The 19,233-nt window shown below is 43.3% G+C and carries 17 protein-coding genes; 8 read left to right on the top strand and 9 right to left on the bottom strand.

Going from position 1 to position 19,233, the window contains the following annotated elements; all coding sequences use genetic code 11:
* The coding region (locus CXF60_RS05955; RefSeq protein ID WP_145990201.1) for an autotransporter outer membrane beta-barrel domain-containing protein at positions 1–1,094 on the top strand (1,094 nt) is incomplete at its 5' end.
* 152 nt (positions 1,095–1,246) lie between these two features.
* Here CXF60_RS05955 and arfB read toward each other — a convergent pair.
* From arfB to CXF60_RS05925, 6 genes are all read right to left on the bottom strand, one after another.
* Positions 1,247–1,660 carry an alternative ribosome rescue aminoacyl-tRNA hydrolase ArfB gene (gene arfB / locus CXF60_RS05950; protein ID WP_102091188.1) on the bottom strand — a complete coding sequence of 138 codons (414 nt, stop codon included), beginning with the start codon at positions 1,658–1,660 and terminating at the stop codon, positions 1,247–1,249.
* Between the two features lie 185 nt (positions 1,661–1,845).
* The gene (locus CXF60_RS05945; RefSeq protein WP_102091187.1) at positions 1,846–2,688 is read right to left on the bottom strand and encodes an HpcH/HpaI aldolase/citrate lyase family protein; all 843 of its coding nucleotides are present in this window, start codon (positions 2,686–2,688) and stop codon (positions 1,846–1,848) included.
* 207 nt (positions 2,689–2,895) lie between these two features.
* Positions 2,896–3,660 carry an SDR family oxidoreductase gene (locus CXF60_RS05940; RefSeq protein ID WP_228707054.1) on the bottom strand — a complete coding sequence of 255 codons (765 nt, stop codon included), beginning with the start codon at positions 3,658–3,660 and terminating at the stop codon, positions 2,896–2,898.
* A 171-nt stretch (positions 3,661–3,831) separates the two neighbouring features.
* The gene (locus CXF60_RS05935) at positions 3,832–4,614 is read right to left on the bottom strand and encodes an SDR family NAD(P)-dependent oxidoreductase (protein WP_057760664.1); all 783 of its coding nucleotides are present in this window, start codon (positions 4,612–4,614) and stop codon (positions 3,832–3,834) included.
* 3 nt (positions 4,615–4,617) lie between these two features.
* Positions 4,618–5,625 (bottom strand): NADP-dependent oxidoreductase, encoded by a 1,008-nt coding sequence (locus CXF60_RS05930; protein ID WP_102091185.1) that lies wholly within the window; start codon positions 5,623–5,625, stop codon positions 4,618–4,620.
* 22 nt (positions 5,626–5,647) lie between these two features.
* Positions 5,648–7,453 (bottom strand): acyl-CoA dehydrogenase family protein, encoded by a 1,806-nt coding sequence (locus CXF60_RS05925; protein WP_102091184.1) that lies wholly within the window; start codon positions 7,451–7,453, stop codon positions 5,648–5,650.
* Positions 7,454–7,634: 181 nt separating this feature from the next.
* Between CXF60_RS05925 and CXF60_RS05920 the strand changes: the two genes are divergently transcribed.
* A complete protein-coding gene (locus CXF60_RS05920) occupies positions 7,635–8,657 on the top strand; it encodes a GlxA family transcriptional regulator (RefSeq protein ID WP_102091183.1) in 1,023 nt (340 codons plus the stop codon).
* A gap of 19 nt (positions 8,658–8,676) precedes the next feature.
* Here the strand turns inward: CXF60_RS05920 and CXF60_RS05915 are convergent, their stop codons facing one another.
* The gene (locus CXF60_RS05915; RefSeq protein ID WP_102091182.1) at positions 8,677–9,954 is read right to left on the bottom strand and encodes an LD-carboxypeptidase; all 1,278 of its coding nucleotides are present in this window, start codon (positions 9,952–9,954) and stop codon (positions 8,677–8,679) included.
* A gap of 203 nt (positions 9,955–10,157) precedes the next feature.
* Between CXF60_RS05915 and CXF60_RS05910 the strand changes: the two genes are divergently transcribed.
* On the top strand, positions 10,158–10,637 hold the full coding sequence (locus CXF60_RS05910; RefSeq protein WP_102091181.1) for a YkvA family protein: 480 nt from the start codon (positions 10,158–10,160) through the stop codon (positions 10,635–10,637).
* A 109-nt stretch (positions 10,638–10,746) separates the two neighbouring features.
* On the opposite strand, the gene CXF60_RS05905 is transcribed toward CXF60_RS05910, so the two are convergent.
* Positions 10,747–11,052 (bottom strand): hypothetical protein, encoded by a 306-nt coding sequence (locus CXF60_RS05905; protein ID WP_102091180.1) that lies wholly within the window; start codon positions 11,050–11,052, stop codon positions 10,747–10,749.
* A 116-nt stretch (positions 11,053–11,168) separates the two neighbouring features.
* Positions 11,169–11,714, bottom strand: coding sequence for a hypothetical protein (locus tag CXF60_RS05900; protein ID WP_228707053.1), 546 nt, complete (start codon positions 11,712–11,714; stop codon positions 11,169–11,171).
* Positions 11,715–12,237: 523 nt separating this feature from the next.
* Here CXF60_RS05900 and dnaQ point away from each other — a divergent pair.
* The 5 genes from dnaQ to nth all read left to right on the top strand — a co-directional run bounded on the left by dnaQ (position 12,238) and on the right by nth (position 19,008).
* Positions 12,238–13,884 carry a DNA polymerase III subunit epsilon gene (gene dnaQ, locus CXF60_RS05895; protein ID WP_102091179.1) on the top strand — a complete coding sequence of 549 codons (1,647 nt, stop codon included), beginning with the start codon at positions 12,238–12,240 and terminating at the stop codon, positions 13,882–13,884.
* 144 nt (positions 13,885–14,028) lie between these two features.
* Positions 14,029–15,711: a hypothetical protein gene (locus CXF60_RS05890; protein WP_102091178.1), complete on the top strand. Its 1,683-nt coding sequence runs from the start codon at positions 14,029–14,031 to the stop codon at positions 15,709–15,711.
* Positions 15,712–15,978: 267 nt separating this feature from the next.
* A complete protein-coding gene (gene nudC / locus CXF60_RS05885) occupies positions 15,979–16,917 on the top strand; it encodes an NAD(+) diphosphatase (protein ID WP_102091177.1) in 939 nt (312 codons plus the stop codon).
* Between the two features lie 429 nt (positions 16,918–17,346).
* Entirely contained in the window at positions 17,347–18,192 is an 846-nt protein-coding gene (locus CXF60_RS05880) for an RnfABCDGE type electron transport complex subunit B (protein WP_102091176.1), read from the top strand.
* A gap of 120 nt (positions 18,193–18,312) precedes the next feature.
* Complete coding sequence (gene nth / locus CXF60_RS05875) at positions 18,313–19,008, top strand: endonuclease III (protein WP_102091175.1); 696 nt, start codon at positions 18,313–18,315, stop codon at positions 19,006–19,008.
* Positions 19,009–19,233 lie beyond the last annotated feature (225 nt).

Raw genomic sequence — 19,233 nt, 5'->3', positions numbered from 1 at the left:
ATGTCACCGATGAAGCTTGTGGTGACAACAATAGCTCTCTAACTTGTGGACGCAACACTCTTGTAGAAACAGATGCCAACGAAAACTACTTTTTCGCTGATAGCATTCATCCAACAGGTGCTACCCACCAACTGATCGCCGACTATGCAAATGCTGTTGTCACTGCCCCCAGCCTAATCGGTGTACTACCTCATATTGCAACGACAACCGGACTTGCAACCAATGAGCGCTTACAGTCACATGTTAACCAAATCCAAAGCAGTGAGCAAAAACCTGCCCGTACACTATGGGCCGTCGGTGAAGTCGCTAATCAAGAAATTGCAGGGTTTGATGGTGATAATAATACCCAAGTATTGCTTGGCGTAGATTTTGCTCATCCTAACTCAGCCAATGCAGTGACAGGCTTATACGGCAACATCACTCAAAAAGACTTTGAAAACTCAGACGTTGGCACAGGTTTGAGTGATATTGATCTAGGAGAGATCGGTTTTGGTGTCTATCATAGCAACAAGTTTGGCGGCTTACAGATCAATGGTGCTGCAGGATTTGGCAACATGGATGTCGATGTCACACGTGCTGTGACACTAGGCAGTAACCAACAACAGTTTAAGTCAAATGCTGATGGCAAGCGCTTTTATGCCAACTTGCAGGCAGGCTACCCAATGCAAGTGAGCAATATTGCCGTTACGCCTTATATCGGTGCAACAGCGAGCCGCGTAAAAATTGACGGACTCAAAGAAAAAGAGATGTCTGGCATTGCTATGCAGTTCGATGAGCAGAAATACTCTACGACATATGGCAAGCTTGGTCTCAAAGCCAATCATAGCTTGATGGAGAACCTCAACTTATTTGGTGACATTCATTACCAAAAGCAGCTGAGTGACAATCGCGAAGCGGTAACCGCACGTTTGAATACGCTACCAAATATCAGCTTTGAGACGCCTATGGTCGAAACTGATGATGATAACGTTGCCATGACACTTGGCCTATCTAGAAGCTTTGGTCTATTGAACGCCAATGCTGGTGTCACACATTCACAAGGTGATGACGACGACTCAACCAGCCTATTTGTTGGACTTAATGGTGCATTCTAAATAAGTCGTTAATCTAGAAAAATGGTATAGGTGATAATTTAATCGCCTATACCATTTTAAATTCAAAAACCGCTGCAATATGCTATAGCTTTTGCTCTATAAATTTTCTGCCGCATAACTTCTCAACGACAAAACCTAATATCATAAATTTTCTAAAAATCCACTTTACCGCGCAAAGCCTTTGTCTTACCGCGTTGGGTCTTTTTATCCACCCGTTTACGTTTGGCATTTCTGCTTGGCTTGGTAGGCCTTCTGGTTTTATTAACGTAAGTGGCTTTGGTGATAAAGCTTTGCAAACGCTCAAGCGCATCTATTTTATTGCGCTCTTGCGTTCGAAACTGCTGCGCCTTGATAATTAGCACGCCTTCCTTGGTTATTCGGCTATCTTTGCTATTTAGCAGTCGCTGCTTGTACTCATCACTCAGACTTGAGTTGTTAATATCAAAACGCAGGTGAATGGCAGAAGATACTTTGTTGACATTCTGCCCACCTGCGCCTTGCGCTCGTATGGCGCTGATCTCTACCTCATTATCATTGAGGCTGATATTATTATTAATAAAAATCATAGTTTGCTTTTATCGAATGTGAATGGATATGGTTTATGATAAAGCATTATATAGTCAATCCTCTATAAATTAGGTACGGTGTCAGTCTCGCTTAGTATACTGCTTGTAATACTTCCACTCGGCTTTCTGGTATCTGAATTATATTGAACCGATTACTTATATTTAACTGAATACGGATTGGTCTGCTACTTTGCCAACAGTTGACGACTGCGCTCAATCACTGGCGCATCGACCATCTCACCATCTATCTTGAATACTGCCTGCCCGCTCCGCTCATACTCCTCGACTACACGCTGTGCAAACAACAAAGTCTCATCTGTCGGTTGTAATGTTTGTTGCACGACTGCCACTTGTTTTGGATGGATACATAGCATTCCTGACATCCCCATTTGTGACCATAACTGTACTCGATCGCTCAGTCCAACTTCATCATTGAAGTCAGGATAAATGGTATCGATGGGCGGCGATAACTGGTGCACTTTTGACGTCAGGATTAGTTGATAGCGAATTTGATTGGCGATGATATCAGCGGCAGGCGTTCCTACTTGCACGTGCAAATCATTGCACAAGTCTAAAAACCCGTAACTAAACGCGGCGAGCCCTACTGTTTCTGCCATACTATCGATTTGATACAATCCTATCGCACTCTCAATCAATGCAGTCACGGGTAAATTGGTAAGCTGATGTACGTTATTAATATCTTCTGCTTGCTCAGTTTTGGCCAACAACACGCCAGCCAAATTAGGCATCTTCTGACAGAGCACTATGTCTTTAAAAAATTCTTCGCTACCTGCCTTATTAATACGTACCCAAATCGGCTGATAACCTGCACTGTCGTGATATTGCTGTAATGCTTCGCGTGCGGACGCTTTATCTTCTGGCGCAACAGCATCCTCTAAATCGACAATAACCGCATCTGCACCACTAGCAAATGCTTTCGCTACTCTATCAATGCGAGTCGCTGGCACAAACAGCCATGTTTTATTTTGAGAAATCGTTTCGATTTTATTGTTGATAACTGAATTCATGCGTGACTCCATCATATTGTCCAAGTAGCTATTAGCAGCTTTATTATGCCATTATATCGCTGATCCCCATTCAAAATTAGTCATTCATTCTATAGCACAAAACTAAGGCTACTTAGATATTCAATTAAAAAAAACCGCATGAAAATAAATCTCATGCGGTTCTTCATAGTAAATTGTTCTTGAACTTATATCTGATAGGTTAGATAGTTAAGCCAGCATACCACCATCGACAACGATAGTCGCGCCTGTGGTATAGCTTGAAGCGTCCGACACTAGATACAATACGGTGCCAGCCATTTCATCAGGCTCAGCCACACGTCCTAGCGGAATCGAGTGTAGTGCCATTTTTAAGACTTTATCATTGGTCGTCAAGGCAGAAGCAAACTTGGTATCGGTTAAACCTGGCAATAGCGCATTAACGCGGATATTGAGTGGACCACATTCTTTAGCAAAGGCTTTGGTCATGCTAATGACCGCCGCTTTGGTGATTGAGTAGATACCTTGCTTGTCGCCCGCTACTAGGCCATTGACCGATGCTGTATTCAAGATGACGCCGCCACCTTGCTCTTTCATCATTTTGCCAGCGGCCGTCGACATAAAGAAGTAACCGCGGATATTAACTTCAACGGTCTTATCAAAAGCCGCTAAATCCGTATCTAAGATATGGCCATAGTAAGGGTTGGCTGCTGCGTTATTGACCAAGATATCAATTTGACCAAATTCACTTTTGATATGCTCAAAAATTGAGTTAATTTGTTCCATATCTCCTACATGACAAGCAAAAGCACTGGCCTTATGACCGTCAGCTTTGATGCTATCAGCGACTGCTTGGCAAGCATCGATTTTGCGGCTTGAGACGATAACGTGCGCGCCTCTGGATGCCAATAAACGAGCAATAGATTCGCCAATACCGCGGCTAGCGCCAGTAACCAAAGCAACTTTACCGGTTAAATCAAATAAGTCTTTCATCATTATTCCTTATATTTTTATAAACTTTATATTTTTAATAATTTTTGAGCGCTGAACTCATATATCTAAAACATGTATCTAAAATCAGATAACTAAACGCAGATAATCGCTGTCATAACTAACAGCGATTATCGAGCACTAATGAACTGAACAAAGAGTGCTCAACGATCACGGTTACGCTAGCATACCACCATCTAAGGTGAAGGCATGACCATTCATAAAGCTGCTTTCATCGCTGGCAAGCCACGCAATCGCACTAGAGATTTCACTGACGTTTCCTAGGCGGCGCAGTGGACTGGCCTTAATCGTTGCTTGCTGTGTACGCTCATCCATCGTTGCCATGGTGTTGCGTACCATTGGCGTATCAATGAAGCTTGGGCATACCGCGTTAAAACGGATATTGGCACGGGCATACTCATGGGCAGCAGATTTAGTCAGACCCATAACCCCATGTTTAGCTGCACTGTAGGCTGAAATCATAGGCGCTGAACGAAGACCAGCAATAGAGGCGACATTGATCACATGACCACCGCCATTAGGCAGCATACAATTGACCGCAGCACGCATACAGTGCCACACACCTTTTAAATTCACGGCGATATTACGATCAAAATCATCATCGCTTAGCTCATGCATTGGTGAAGGCTTGTGGTCGATACCAGCGTTATTCACCACAACATCTAGGCCACCAAGCGTTTCTACTGCAAAGTCAAACAACGCACGCACTTCATCACCACTGGTCACGTCTACTTTTTTAAAGACGATACTGTTGCCAGCATCTTGGCCTTGCTTGGCAACCGCTTCACCCATCTCTTCTGCCATATCACCAATGACGACTTTTGCGCCGCGGCTGGCCAGCAACAACGCGCTTGCTGCCCCGATGCCTGATGCACCGCCCGTGATCAAAATTCGTTTGCCAGCTACATCTGATGCAATTCCATTTGTATTCAGTGTCATGATCTATCCCTCTACCTTAAGTACTAATTTGCCGAAGTTTTCACCATTAAAGAGCATCATCAAAGTATCAGGGAACGTCTCGATACCTTCAACGATATGATCTTTCACTTTCATATCACCTGACTGAATCCAGCCAGCAATCTCTTTCATGGCGATTGGGTATTCTTTGATATTATCGAACACCACGATGCCTTCCATGCGAGCACGATTGACCAACAGTGATAGATAGTTCGATGGGCCTTTTACTGCTGTGGTGTTGTTATATTGGCTGATAGCCCCGCAAATAACGATACGCGCATGTAGATTAATCTGAGTAAGCACGTCATTTAAGATATCACCGCCTACGTTGTCAAAGTATACATCGACGCCGTCTGGGCAGGTTTTTTTTAGTGCTTTTTTCACATCTTCGTTTTTGTAATCAATCGTCGCATCAAACCCAAGCTCATCGACCAAGAACTTGCATTTCTCAGCACCGCCCGCGATACCGACGACGCGGCAGCCTTTAATTTTGGCAATCTGACCGACCAAGCTACCAACCGCACCAGCAGCGCCAGAGACGACCACGGTCTCACCCGCTTTTGGCTGACCCGTCTTTAGGAGACCGAAATACCCTGTCATCCCCGGCATACCTAGTACACCCAAGTAATAAGACAGCGGCGCTAGGCTCGGATCAACTTTATGCAGACCAGTACCATCGCTGACCGCATATGACTGTACGCCGTCGTGACCTGCGACATAGTCACCTACTGCAAATTTTTCATTTTTACTTTCAATCACTTCACCCACAGTACCGGCGCGCATCACTTCACCAATTTGTACTGGCGCGATATAAGATTTGGCATCGTTCAGCCAACCACGCATCGCCGGATCGATAGAGATGTATTCAACCTTAATCAGTAGCTGACCATCGGTAATCGTTGGTATTTCTGTCTCGGTATAATCCCAAGTTTCAGCGCTTGGCTCGCCTACTGGTCTTGCTTTTAGGCGCCATTGTTTGTTTATCGTTGTCATGTCTCTTTCCTTAGAGTTGTCCTTAGAACCAGTCCGCTTGCATATCAGTGCAAACCGAGTTGGTGTTGGTTAATAATTCGATGTCGCGTTTAACTAATGGTAGTTCCCAATCGATGAAGTATTTGGCCGCTTGTATCTTGCCTTTGTAAAAGTTCTGCTGCTCGACATCTTGCGTCGTACTTAGCAGCTGCTCGGCTTTACTGGCTTGGCGAATCCAAATCCAGCTCAGTACAATTGAGGCAAAAATATTCATCAGTGCTTGAGCATTACCAGTCAATGTCAGTGCTTCTTCTGTCTGCAACACTTTGCCCAAATGCACGAGCACTTCATGCAACTGACCCATATAAGGCATCAGCTTGCCTGCAAGTTGCGCGCTTTCAGGCAAGCTGATGCTTTCTAAATCTTTTGTGATTTCACGTTTTAGGATTTGGATGCCTAACCCACCTTTTTGCCATAACTTGCGGAATGACAAATCTAGCGCCTGCACACCGTTTGTGCCTTCATGAATAGGATTTAGACGATTGTCACGCCAAAATTGCTCAGCTTGATATTCACGCGTATAGCCTGCGCCGCCCAATACTTGAATACCCAAATCATTGGCTTTTGGCCCATATTCAGATGGCCATGCTTTTAGCACTGGCGTTAGCAAATCCAACAACTCTGTTAGCTCATTTTTTAGCGTTTCGTCTTCACAGGTATTGATACGGTCAATTAAGTTTGAGCCATATAAGCATAATGAGATACCACCTTCAGAATAAGCTTTTTGTGCCAATAGCATGCGCTTTACGTCACCATGCTGAATAATGGCCGTTGCATCATCTTCAGGCTTATTGTTTGGCGCAATGCGACCTTGTGTACGGTCTTTGGCATAATCAAGTGAGTACTGATAGCCGCGATAACCAATCATAGAAGCGCCAAAACCGACAGCGATACGTGCCTCATTCATCATTTTGAACATATAACGCAAGCCAAAGTGCTCTTCGCCGATCAAATAACCATGACAATCGCCTTCATCTCCGAAGCTCAGTGCTGTAGAAGTTGCGCCTCTATAACCAAGTTTATGAATCAACCCAGTCAAATGTACATCGTTACGCTCGCCTACAGACATATCATCGTTCAAGCGATACTTAGGTACGGCAAATAAAGAGATGCCTTTAACACCGCCTGGGCCACCTGGCACTTTTGCCAATACCAGATGCACGATATTGTCAGACAGCTCGTGGTCACCTGCTGAGATATAAATCTTGCTGCCTTTAACGCGATACGAGCCATCTTCTTGTTTTACAGCGATGGTTTTGATATCGGCAAGCGATGAGCCTGCATGTGGCTCGGTCAGTGCCATGGTGCCGGTGAATTCGCCTGTCAGCATACGCGGCATAAAGGCTGTTTTGATATCATCACTAGCAAAATGCGAGATGACGTTGATTGCCGCCGTGGTCAGAAATGGATAGGCAGTCGTTGATGGATTGGCTGCCATAAAGTAGCCTGCCACAGCAGTCATCACTGTTTCAGGTAACTGCATGCCGCCGTCTTCAAAACTATAACGACCTGCGATAAACCCAGACTCGCGGAACGCATCAAAAGCGACTTTTACATCGTTTATCATGCTGACTTTTTTACCATCGAACTGCGGCTCGTTCTTATCTGCAATATGGTTGTGCGGTAAAAATAAATCTGTCGCAATCTTATTTGCCGTCTCTAATACAGCATCAAATGTCTCGCGGCTATGTTCTGAGAACTTTGCGTGCTCGGTGAGTGATTCCGTGCCTAGTACATCATACAATTGGAAAGGTAATTCAAAATCGTTTAGGAGGGTATCTGCGGCCATAGTATTCTCGTTAACTGATTAAATGTGGTTATCAATTGATATTAGTCTAATTTGATACCTGTCCGTATTGTCATTTATGACATAATTATGGTCAAATAAGACACAAACAGAGTATCTAACCAGTTAAAATCAACCAAATAATGGCTATTTTGGTAAGTACAGCAAAGGAAACGAGTGACTTATGCCCTATTTCAAACCTTTTAAAATGATTATTCTTGGCTTTGATGGTGTGCTCGGTAGTGTACTCTCTGGCGCATTGGATTTGTTTTCATTCACGGGGGTCAGCTGGCAACGCTTTTCGAATGAGTCTGTAGAGCCACGATTTAATGTGCAAATCGCAAGCTTGGGTGGCGGTGATATCAGGTGCAGTAATCGGTTAATCATGCAAGCCCACTGTGATATCCGAGACGTGACAGAGTGCGATTTATTGCTTGTGCCAACCATTGGCGATTCTATTGATAAGGTATTGAAGCAAAATAGTGAGCTGCTGCCACATTTAGTACGGCTTGCGAATACCAAGGCCGATATAGCAAGCAACTGTAGCGGTGCATTTTTTTTGGCAAAGGCAGGATTATTAGATCATAAGATAGCCACCACACACTGGGGCTATGCCAACAAGTTTAAGGTAGATTTTCCATTGGTGGACTTACAAGAGAATCAATTTGTTACCCATTCAAGAAGCGACTCAACAAACCAGTCAGGCAATATATTTTGTGCAGCTGGTGGCAGCGCCTTTTATGATTTGGGGCTATTATTGATAGAGCGGTACTGCGGACGTGAGATTTCTACACAAGTGGCAAAAACCCAAATTATTGATAGCAAAAGAGGCAGTCAAAATAGCTATACTAATGTGACCTTGCACAAGCCGCATTCCGACCATTTGATTAAACAAGTCCAGGAATATATCGAAGAAAACTTTCAGCATTCTTTGCAGGTCAGTAGTTTAGCCGCTATGGTAAATATTACCCCGCGCACTTTAAACAGGCGCTTCCAGTCCTGCGTGGCGATGCGACCGATTGAATATATTCAGGCCGTTAGAATTGAACAAGCCAAACGCTTACTTGAATTAGGCGATGTATCGATAAAGTCGCTTGCCGATCAAGTAGGCTACGATGATATCTCTTCATTCACGCGTCTATTTAAACGTGCGACAGAGCTGACGCCTAAAGAGTACCAAGATAAATTTTCACGGTTGGCTATTTAAAAAGGACAGTGATTAGCGTTTAAGTAGTCTGCCACAAGCTTTCTACTTGGATGGCATCAGCCTTGATGGTTGGATAATCGGTAAATGCCAACTGATAGCCGCCATTTGCATTAGGACTCAGCTGGCAAATCGCTCCTAGCGGAAAGCTGTATTTTTTGCCGATATGACCAAAAGGCATACCACTATATATCGGCAATCCTGTCAATTCATGCAGCTGACGAATGACTGTGGCGACATCATAACGTTTGTCATAGCTGTCCTCGCCCGTACCAGACAATGCCCCAAATACAATCGCTTGCTGATTTTTAAACACACCTGCGAGATATAAGTCATATAACATGCGCTCAATACGATACGCCTGCTCGCCGACATCTTCTAAAAACACAATGCCGCCATCGATACGCGGTAAATACTCACTACCTGCTAGTGCCGATACGACACTTAGGTTGCCACCCCAAATCGTACCAGTTAATGGTTTTGGCTCACCCTTTGTCAGTATGGCAGGTAGCTGCTGACTGGTTAAGGTAGCATCCTGTATGCTGACAGTTAGATTAGGATTGGTCAGCACTTCAACAAACTGCTGACAGCTGACCTTATCAGGCGCAGTTTTGCCAAACTCACTATAGAGCATCGGTGCTGCAAGCGAGCTCATTGACCCTTTTGCCAATAGCGCACACTGAATAGCCGTCACATCACTAAAGCCTGCGAGTATCGTGCCGCGCTCCTTCATAATCCGTCCTAGTGTCGACCAGTCCACCATAGGCAATATGCGCATGGCACCGTAACCGCCGCGCACACCTAGCAGCAGCTTTGGCGCGGCTATTGCTCCAGTGGCAAGGTTTTGAAAATCGCTAGCACGCTGTGAGTCCGTTCCCGCAAAGCGTAAATACTGACGATTGGTAATAGCAGGATTTTCTACTTTAAACCCAGCACAAGCCACTCGATCTAATGCCAACTGATTACGCTCATCATTACCACCAACGTTAGAGCTAGCAAAAAGTCGCGTCTCAATCGTAGCCGTGATACAACCTGCCTGCGTCAGTGATTCCTGTGACGTTTGTAAGGACGACTGACCCTCTAACAACGAAGTTGGCAGATCATCCTTGGTCAGTTGCGAGTTATTACCAGACACGATAGGACTGGCTGCAAACGCTTGAGAAATACCTTGGCTCGCTAGTACTGCTGTGCCTGCACTCACACCGATTCGACGTAAAAACTGCCGACGGTTTAGCCTAGATGTTGTTTCAGTTGCATGACTATTTTTGTTATCTGTCCATGCCTGATTTTTAATCCCCATATCTTACTGCTACCTTATCACTTTTATTTTTATGACTTGTGTTTTTAGACCTTGTGGCAGCATATTGTAGACGCTTTTCTGACACTGATGGTTGCCTAATCTTTACCGATATTTACTTTTTCGCTACTGAGACACACAATATAGATCGACTAGATTTGTTACTGTAAATACAAATTCATCGCAAAAAACAAAAGGTAATAATTATGTTTAATAAAAAAACCGATAAAAACAAGTCACTTGACTCTAATTTGGAATACTTGCTAGGCAAAGAAGACAAGCTGAAACAAAAGTTAGAGGACAGCGGCTACCTTGAACCGTTTAGTGATGATCTAATGCTATTTATGAGTCTTGTCAAAGACTATTATAAAGGTGACTACCGTAAGATTCCTTTTAAGACAATCTCAGCTGGCGTTATCGGTGCGCTCTATGTGCTAAATCCAATTGACCTCATTCCTGATTCTATTCCGTTTATCGGCCATATCGATGATGCGCTAGTACTTAAGTTCTGTCTAAAGCAGGCCAGAAAAGATCTGCAAAAATACAAAGAATGGAAGCAAGAACAATCAGCTACTAAGGATAAATTAGAAGCTAACAACGACACTAGTAAGACTGATGACGATAAAACTAGTCCTGATGAGAAAAATAGCGACGAGACTGGTACTAATCTGAAGAAAGCCTCATAAATATTAGTACTTTCAGCTACTAAAAAACTGCACTATCGAAAAAGCCACGACCGTGAATTAATATTTCGGTCGTGGCTTTTGCTATTCACAATTCATTCAATACTGTATTTTAATCAGGCACTTCATAATTAGCTTTTTCTGGATTAAGACCAAACGAGTAGACGAATGTCGCAACGAGACTATTGATAATAATGAAAGGTAAATCAATCGCAGCATGACCAAGTGTATAGCGACCAAGCAGCCAAGAGACGATCAACATGATAATAAAAAATGCACCCAAATATGCCAAAATCGCAGGATGTTTTAAATTATAAGGCTGCTCAGGCGTCGGTTGTTTGTCTAATACATACGTCCTTACCGCCCAACCAGCTGCATAAGAGAACCCACCTAACACTACGTAACTGAAAAAATTCATATCGCTTAACTCTAATGGTATGACTGTTTATAACAAAATACTGTTTATACAAATATCATCGACCAACAATGATATTTATAGTCGATATTTATCTAAAGACTATTATCAACGCTTATTTAAATACTATCATTAACATTATCGATAATAAGATTGGCATGTGGATTGGCTAAAATATCAGTATTCACCTCATCACATTCCACGCGATAGATCGTGTTGGCGCCTCGGTAAATGTACGACAAGTACTCACTGTCTAAGAGCGGATCAATATTTGCGTAAGCTGGTTTGACATGAGCCAACACAAGCACTCGATCAGGACGACCAATAACCGCATCGACATTGTCTGGATCGATAGAGAAGAACTGCGGTATGTCGCTATTTTCAATCACTTCTAACGGCTCTGGAGTATCCCAGACGCGCTTAGCAGTGACGGGTTCTTTCATTTGCATTACCCAAGTGTCATTTTGTTGGCTGACTTTTATCTGAGCAGGCTCATCTTGACTCACCGTATAACAACCTTCAAAGACAGACAGATCTGCTGCAACTTCAGTATCTACTTGAGGGCTAGTATCATTACAAGCGCTCAGAAAAATCGCGCTGCTGGCAGTCACACTGAGCATCAAATAGGTCAGTCTCTTATTAAATAAATTCGAGCGTAAGGACATAATGGGGTTATCCTGCAATCATGCATTAAAAACTTTTATTAAGTGTACTATTGTCAAAATGTCACTAGGGCGTGTCACCAATTAGATTATGAGCATTAAAATAAGATAAATTGATGCTAACCAAGGAAAAATTCGCAGTGAATATAAACATATTGACAAGAACTTTGACACAGTTTAGCGAAAATTTAGCCATTTTAAGGCCATAAATTGCATTAATGTGCTAATTGATGACACGCCCTAGATAGCTGTATAAGAAAAATGCACTTAGGCATCTTTGTAGCAAAGGCAGCTCTGTAACTAAAAACTAGAGCCTTTCAGAGAGCTTCGCTATTTTAACAGAAAACCAAGACGTTACTATTATGTTATAAGTTACCGTAAGGGTTTTATGACTTTGTGCGTCACGACTGCCCATATTTATGATAGATTTGCTATACTCACAACGTCATCATCATCGTTCGAATAACGTAAACGAGATGCTCTAGTACTACCCTATGCTTACCACTTATCAGGTCCATACTCTTTTATGTCAGACAACCGTAATTCAATGCCAAACACTCATAAAGATAACGCGATTGATCCATTGGCTGCTAAAACAAACACCACTGTGGCCTATACTGATGGTGCTTGCAAAGGCAATCCTGGCGCTGGCGGCTGGGGCGCACATCTTATATTTAGTGATGGCAGCACACAAGATTTATACGGCGGCGACAAAGAAACCACCAATAACCGTATGGAACTAATGGGTGCGATACAAGCCCTGACGCATAGCCCGCATGAGCACACTCTTGAGATTTGGACTGACTCCAGTTATGTCAAAAAAGGCATCACTGAATGGATTGAAGGTTGGAAGAAAAAGGGCTGGAAAACTGCCAGTAAGAAGCCCGTCGCCAATCAAGACCTATGGCAACAATTGGATAAGCTCTGCCAACAGCGTGATGTTAGCTGGCATTGGGTCAAGGGTCACGCTGGACATGCTGGTAATGAAAAAGCAGATGAGCTGGCAAACTTAGGTGTCACCTCAAACAGCGGCCATTCAGCTATAGTCAGTGAAGCAGATACGACTAAAAAAAAAGACCACATAGCGACTGATATTGATACTAATACTGACGCTAACACTGATACTTTGCAAAAATCGTCTAGCGCTGACTGGCTAAGTTTCGATCCATTGGGTTTAGATATGATGGACGATGAGTTTGATGAAGAGCTCTTAGAAACTGAGCCGCTAAGAGAAAATAGTCAGAGTACAGCTAACACCCTTAAGATGAATGAAAACATTGCTGTAGAATCTAACAGCCATCAAGACAATACATACAACCCGACGAGTACCAAAGCTATGCCAGATATTCAAACGCACCTAGATGATACCGTCGACAATGATATATTGCCAAGTGTAAAATCTGACGCCCCTAAGTTCGATGGGGATACTAGCCGTGCCAACCCACATTTTAAGCCGCTACTACCAAAGCCGATACACCGCCATGAAGCAGATCGTCAGCTTATTATGGATACAGAAACCACAGGGCTTGATGCACTAAAAGGCGACCGTATTATCGAGGTCGGTATTGTGGAGCTAGTCGGGCGTAAGTTTACTGGTGAAAAGCTGCACGTTTATATCAATCCGCAGCGCGGTATGGATGATGAAGTCATTCGTATTCATGGTATCTCTGAAGCATTTTTGACCGACAAGCCGACCTTTGATCAAGTGGCTCAGTCTTTGTACGACTTTATGGATGGCGCTGAGATTATCGCTCATAACGCTACTTTTGATATGAACTTCTTAAATATGGAGTTTGCAAAAGTTGGTCTGAATGACTTTGCCAATCGAGTGCAAGTAACCGATTCACTGGCGATGGCCAAGCAGCAATACCCTGGGCAAAAAAACACGCTAGATGCCCTCGTGCGTCGCCTAGATGTTGGTAAGCAAGACCGTACTTTTCACGGAGCATTACTTGACTCAGAGATTCTAGCCGAAGTTTATTTGGCGATGACTGGCGGACAGGTCACGCTTGCCATCGAAGAGGATACAGATACCGATGGCGGACAAACCGCTCATGCAAGTTTCGCCAATTTAGCAAATTTATTACTGGCTTCAACATCGGATGAAACTGCTGACCAAAGCTGGTATACCGCTTTGGCAGAAGATTATCCTGCCCTAAAAGCTAGCATATAATTGTCGTTCGAATTTTTATTGAACCGACATTTGTATAATTTAGTCTTGATTATTATGATAGAAAGCGTTAAAACATCACTAGCTAATACTTTCTGAATCAAATTTATATTGCTATTCTCATCAGTACATTATGGAAAAATACTTATGGACCAGTCTGCGCAAATGAAGCTAACCGCCCCAACGCTTAGTGTTACTGATTTTAACCTACCATCACTCCATTTACTGCATGATGAGGTTATAGCAACGCTTAAGGATACCGAGATTCATCTGAGTGAGTTCAATGATGATAGTAGCCAAGCTCCTTTGTTGTCAGATTCTATCGAAGTATTAAAGCAGCTTTCTTGTATTTTTAAACTGATTTCTTTGGTCGGTGCAGAAGCATTGAATGATGCCATTGTTGGTGGTCTACAGAGACTTTATGACAATGGTGATAACAACGATACTGATTTGATCATGGATCTATCAGAAGCCATCATGACCTTGGATCGTTATGTCGAATTTGTCCTCTTGACTGAATCGGTAGAGCCTACTCTACTCATACCTGTCATTAACAAGCTTAATGCGCATAGTCAAAAAGCTCCTATTACAGCAGACTATTTTTCTGCATTTGGCAGCAGTAGCGTCATCATCGCCAATCCTGAACAAAACTTTGAATCTCTTAGCATGCTTAATCTAGATACAGAATTGCTGACCAACGCGTATCGTAGTGGCCTTAGCATTGCACTACTCAATCAAGATGGCAACATTGACTCTGCGGATCAGCAAAAGCTGGATGCTATGAGTGCAGCTTGTGCATTAATCGCTTCAAATACTGATAGCTTATTTTGGCAAGCGGCGACTGCCGCCGTGACTGATATCGCAGCAGTATTACCACTAAACCTAAGTCAAAAGCACACACTTATCTATTTAGAGCAGCAATTTCAAAGCTATTTACCAGTCATGGATACCCGCTTTGCAGATTTAGTGAGCTTTGCCTGTCAACGTGATAACGAGCAAGCGCATCAACTACGTGAACAGTATGCCAGTAACCATTTAGAAGGTGCTCAGCTAGAACAAATGAAACGCTTTTTATTCGGTCCTAACCGCGAACTTACCGATACGTTAAACACAATTATTCAAAATCAGATCAATAATATTAAAGAACACGTCGATAGTTATGCACGTGGCGATTCAATCAACCCTATTGATATGCAGACCGCGCAAATTATCGAAGAGCTGACTGAGCTTAGTTCAGCATTACGTTTATTAGGTCTGTCCAACGCAGCCAATAGTCTTAGCGAAGCAGCAGAAGCTGTGAGCCATTGGCAAGCACCTTCCCCTGACGATTTTGATCATTTGCTACTAGCGTTAATGCATGCAGAGAACGCCGCCATTGCCATGGCAGAGATGCATACACCAGGGGCAATCTATCTGCCACTGAATAACCCGCATATCTCATTGCATCAGCTTAATACGGCTAATGATACCTTGATACAAGAAAGCCGAACTGCTATTGCTAGTGCCGAGCAAGCCATCAATGATTATTTGGCGGAGCCTGAGCGCGATATGCTCAATATCCAAAATATTCCTGGGATGATGCGTCAAGTAGCAGGCGCAGTACGCTTCTTACAACTGCCCACACCTGCCAGCATGCTGAGTCAGCTAGCCAACTACATTGAAAAGCGTATCGAAGGCGGACGACGTATCGAAGACAGTACGTTAGCCTGCATCGCTGATGTTATCATGGCGGTCGATCATCACTTAGATGGTTTTGAGAATAATCGCCCTGTCAGCAAACAAGCGCTTGATGTGGGGCAGCAAAGCTTAAGCCACCTACTTGCTGCTTAACTTTTCTTATTGTCATGGCATGGTTATTATCTCTTAGCCATGACATCTCATTTACGTATAGATAATTCAAGATAATGTAGGTACGAGTCAGGCACGTGAAAGCGCTACAGTCATTAGGTTGAACTAGCCTGGTCATGAGGCTGAACCAGCCTGACAACATGTATAGATATCTGGGTATCTGGTTTACATAGAATTGATGATATTTTACTCTAAAACAGTCTGTGTCTACGTCGATGCGGACTTACTTTATAATGTTTGGAATTTTATATGGCCCATGCTTTTGTATTAAGTGATGACAGTATCTTATGCCGTCAAATGCCAGATGGTTGGTGGCCTTTGCAAGTTCAGCTATCGCCCGATAGTAATGACTTAAGCGAGCAAGCTTATCAGGTTGGTCACGTAACGCTGCACGAGAGCCTAGCACCAAATCATTGGTTATCAGACGACAGCACTGGTAACGATGCAGATGATACGGTTGATGCCAATATGGCTCATAGCTTTACCGCTCATGCCACGAGCGCCATGACTTATGACTATGCAGTTGCTCATAACATGACGCTACCAATTATTGCTGAAAGCAGTGGTAACACTTTTGTTCCTTATCGAAAACTGATGACTCATTTGCCAGTCGCCTTGTCAGATCAGATTAGCCAAGCAATACAACTATTAAGCTGGCAAGCAGATACACAGTTTTGTAGTCGCTGTGCTAGCCCTACTGTACATGCTGACCAAGGCGAGCGTGCCATGGTTTGTCCAGTATGTCGATTGCGCCAATACCCTCGCGTACAACCGTGCGTCATTACTGCTATTACTCGGCCAAATCCAGTAACGGGTGAGATGCAAATCTTATTGGCTCACCATCATCGTCATGGACAGCAAAACCTACCGCCAATGTATGGTTTGATCGCAGGGTTTGTAGAAGTTGGAGAGAGTCTGGAGCATGCTGTAGTACGTGAAGTCGCAGAAGAGGTCAATATCAGAGTATCAGATATCCGCTATGTGAGCAGTCAGCCATGGCCATTTCCCTCTAACTTAATGCTTGGTTTTCGTGCTTCGTATGCCAATGGCGATATTATCTTGCAAGAAGATGAGCTAGCACATGCTGACTTCTTTGATCTCTCAAACCTACCCAGAATTCCGCCAAAGGGTAGTATCGCTCGCGATTTGATTGACCAAGTGGCTAAAGAACAAAATATAAACTTATGATTAGAGTGTGTCCTCATTTCAAAAACGGAGATAAGAATGAGATAAATTGCCTTCAAACCAGAAGAATAGCGCCGATAATATTGGAATATTAACCAGCCATTTGAAGACATTTGAAGACATTTGACAAGATTTAGCCCATTTAGACGATTGTCAAGTGAATTGAAGACATGACCTAATACTTATCTACAAATACCACATTACGCTATAGGATTGTATTTTCAATCTCATCTCTTTAAAATCGCTGCTTCTATGATAAACGTTTTACTTTAAACTTTATTTTTTAATAAGTAACACGCCAACATGAGCAGTAAAACGCTGACAGAGCAGATGCTCTTATAGATACTGTTTTACAAAGACCGCTTTCTCAACACTTTATCTCTATTTATACTAATACCTATTCTTACGACTGGTATTAAGGTCCTTAGTTAAATGCAAAGTAGCACCAATATACGCTTAGTCAATCTACCTATCTTATTCGATGCATTACACATTGATACTTTGCCCGCTGACATACAGGCAAAAATTGCACGTGTGGATGCTTGTTTGCCACAAACGCAATGCGGGCTATGTGAGCATCCAGATGGTTGCCTGCCATATGCCGCTGCGATTGTATTAGATGGCGAGCCGTATAATAAATGTGTGCCCGGTGGTCAGCCAGTCACCAATGCGATTGCTCAGACTCTCGATATAGATACTCCTGACACTACGCTGACGGCAGTGCCTTCACAGTGGCCAATAGATGCCACTTCCGAACGTCCGACCGAGGTTCGTGCGGTTATCCGTGAAGATGACTGTATCGGCTGCACCAAATGCATCCCTGCTTGCCCAGTCGATGCTATCGTTGGTACTGGCAAACATATGCATACGATTTTTACAGATTTGTGTACTGGTTGCGAGCTATGTATCGCGCCCTGCCCTGTTGATTGCATCGACTTAGTTACGATTGAGCGAGAAATATCTGAACCTGAGCGAATAGCAGAGCAAGAAGATTTGAGACAACGCTACCACACTCATTTAAAACGCGTCACAGAACAGCTTGCCGATACGAGCAATAGTAGACCTGTCGTTAGTATGGTAGAGGCTAAGCTCAATAACGCAGCAAGTCAGACTCTAAACATCAGTGAGTCGCAAGCGAAAAATACCATTGCGGCTGCCAAGCTCCGTACCAAAATCAAAAAACTAGAAAAACAACTGAGTGTGCGTGCAAACGAGAAGAAACAAGCAGAGCTCGAATCCTTACAAGCAGAGCTTGAGTCATTGCAAGTAGCGCTATAACGGTAATAGCTGATTATGCAATTAATGCGTTAATAAATTGATACTTTAATCATTAACATGAATGCTAGCGCTAGCATATAATTTGGCACCATCATTCATCAAAATAATAGTCAAAATGCCATGAGTAAAACGGTCAAACATAAAACAGCTGACACACCGCCCTCTAGACGAATGCCCAATCGTGACGTGCGTCCATTCTTTGAAAAGCTGGCAGCGACTATTGATGAACCTGTCACCGAACTCAATTATGACAATAATTTTGAGTTACTTATCGCAGTAATTTTGTCCGCACAAGCGACTGATATCAGTGTCAATATTGCCACCAAGCAATTGTACCCTGTGGCCAATACGCCTGAGGCAATACTGGCACTAGGCGAAGACGGTCTAAAATCTTATATCAAAAACATTGGTTTATATAATACCAAAGCAAAAAACGTCATCAAAACCTGCCGTGATTTGATTGAGAAATTTGATAGCACCGTTCCTGATAACCGCAAAGATTTAGAGTCACTGGCAGGTGTCGGCCGTAAAACTGCCAACGTTGTGTTAAATACTGCCTTTGGCCAGCCTACCATGGCCGTTGACACGCATATCTTTCGGGTGGGCAATCGTACTGGGCTTGCCACTGGCAAAACCGTACTTATCGTCGAAAAAAAGCTGGTCGAGCGCATCCCAGAAGACTTCATCATAGACGCCCATCATTATCTTATCTTACACGGCCGCTATACCTGTCAGGCTCGTACACCCAAATGCGGCGCTTGTCCTGTGTATGAAGAATGCATGTTCAAAGATAAAGCTGCATTTTTAGAGTTGTAACGTATTGTTCATTTCAAGCAGACGCTACTGCTAGCTAATCACTCAGCTAGCAGTAGCATCTAGTAACCACCTTTGATTGCAGTGAACTGCTTGTTGAGCATTTCTTATAGTAGAGCAAGTGTTGCTCACTAGAGTTTTATAACGTTTCAAGGTAGAATAACCCTATTTTGCGTTAAGAGATTTTGGCCATTACCCTGCTTCTGATAAGGCAATCTGCACATTAGC

Origin of the sequence: Psychrobacter sp. 4Bb, from assembly GCF_002836735.1 — a bacterium.
Classification (GTDB): domain Bacteria; phylum Pseudomonadota; class Gammaproteobacteria; order Pseudomonadales; family Moraxellaceae; genus Psychrobacter.
The sequence above is the reverse complement of the archived record's forward strand: the minus strand, read 5'-3'. Positions and strand labels throughout refer to the sequence as shown.

Excerpts from the sequence above, each read along its gene's own strand:
- CXF60_RS05880 (WP_102091176.1), top strand. The coding sequence starts at position 17,347 with ATGCAAAGTAGCACCAATATACGCTTAGTCAATCTACCTATCTTATTC.
- CXF60_RS05935 (WP_057760664.1), bottom strand. The coding sequence starts at position 4,614 with ATGACACTGAATACAAATGGAATTGCATCAGATGTAGCTGGCAAACGA.
- CXF60_RS05930 (WP_102091185.1), bottom strand. The coding sequence starts at position 5,625 with ATGACAACGATAAACAAACAATGGCGCCTAAAAGCAAGACCAGTAGGC.
- CXF60_RS05890 (WP_102091178.1), top strand. The coding sequence starts at position 14,029 with ATGGACCAGTCTGCGCAAATGAAGCTAACCGCCCCAACGCTTAGTGTT.
- CXF60_RS05925 (WP_102091184.1), bottom strand. The coding sequence starts at position 7,453 with ATGGCCGCAGATACCCTCCTAAACGATTTTGAATTACCTTTCCAATTG.
- CXF60_RS05915 (WP_102091182.1), bottom strand. The coding sequence starts at position 9,954 with ATGGGGATTAAAAATCAGGCATGGACAGATAACAAAAATAGTCATGCA.
- CXF60_RS05905 (WP_102091180.1), bottom strand. The coding sequence starts at position 11,052 with ATGAATTTTTTCAGTTACGTAGTGTTAGGTGGGTTCTCTTATGCAGCT.
- nudC (WP_102091177.1), top strand. The coding sequence starts at position 15,979 with ATGGCCCATGCTTTTGTATTAAGTGATGACAGTATCTTATGCCGTCAA.
- CXF60_RS05900 (WP_228707053.1), bottom strand. The coding sequence starts at position 11,714 with ATGTCCTTACGCTCGAATTTATTTAATAAGAGACTGACCTATTTGATG.
- arfB (WP_102091188.1), bottom strand. The coding sequence starts at position 1,660 with ATGATTTTTATTAATAATAATATCAGCCTCAATGATAATGAGGTAGAG.
- CXF60_RS05945 (WP_102091187.1), bottom strand. The coding sequence starts at position 2,688 with ATGAATTCAGTTATCAACAATAAAATCGAAACGATTTCTCAAAATAAA.
- dnaQ (WP_102091179.1), top strand. The coding sequence starts at position 12,238 with ATGTCAGACAACCGTAATTCAATGCCAAACACTCATAAAGATAACGCG.
- nth (WP_102091175.1), top strand. The coding sequence starts at position 18,313 with ATGAGTAAAACGGTCAAACATAAAACAGCTGACACACCGCCCTCTAGA.
- CXF60_RS05940 (WP_228707054.1), bottom strand. The coding sequence starts at position 3,660 with ATGATGAAAGACTTATTTGATTTAACCGGTAAAGTTGCTTTGGTTACT.
- CXF60_RS05910 (WP_102091181.1), top strand. The coding sequence starts at position 10,158 with ATGTTTAATAAAAAAACCGATAAAAACAAGTCACTTGACTCTAATTTG.
- CXF60_RS05920 (WP_102091183.1), top strand. The coding sequence starts at position 7,635 with ATGCCCTATTTCAAACCTTTTAAAATGATTATTCTTGGCTTTGATGGT.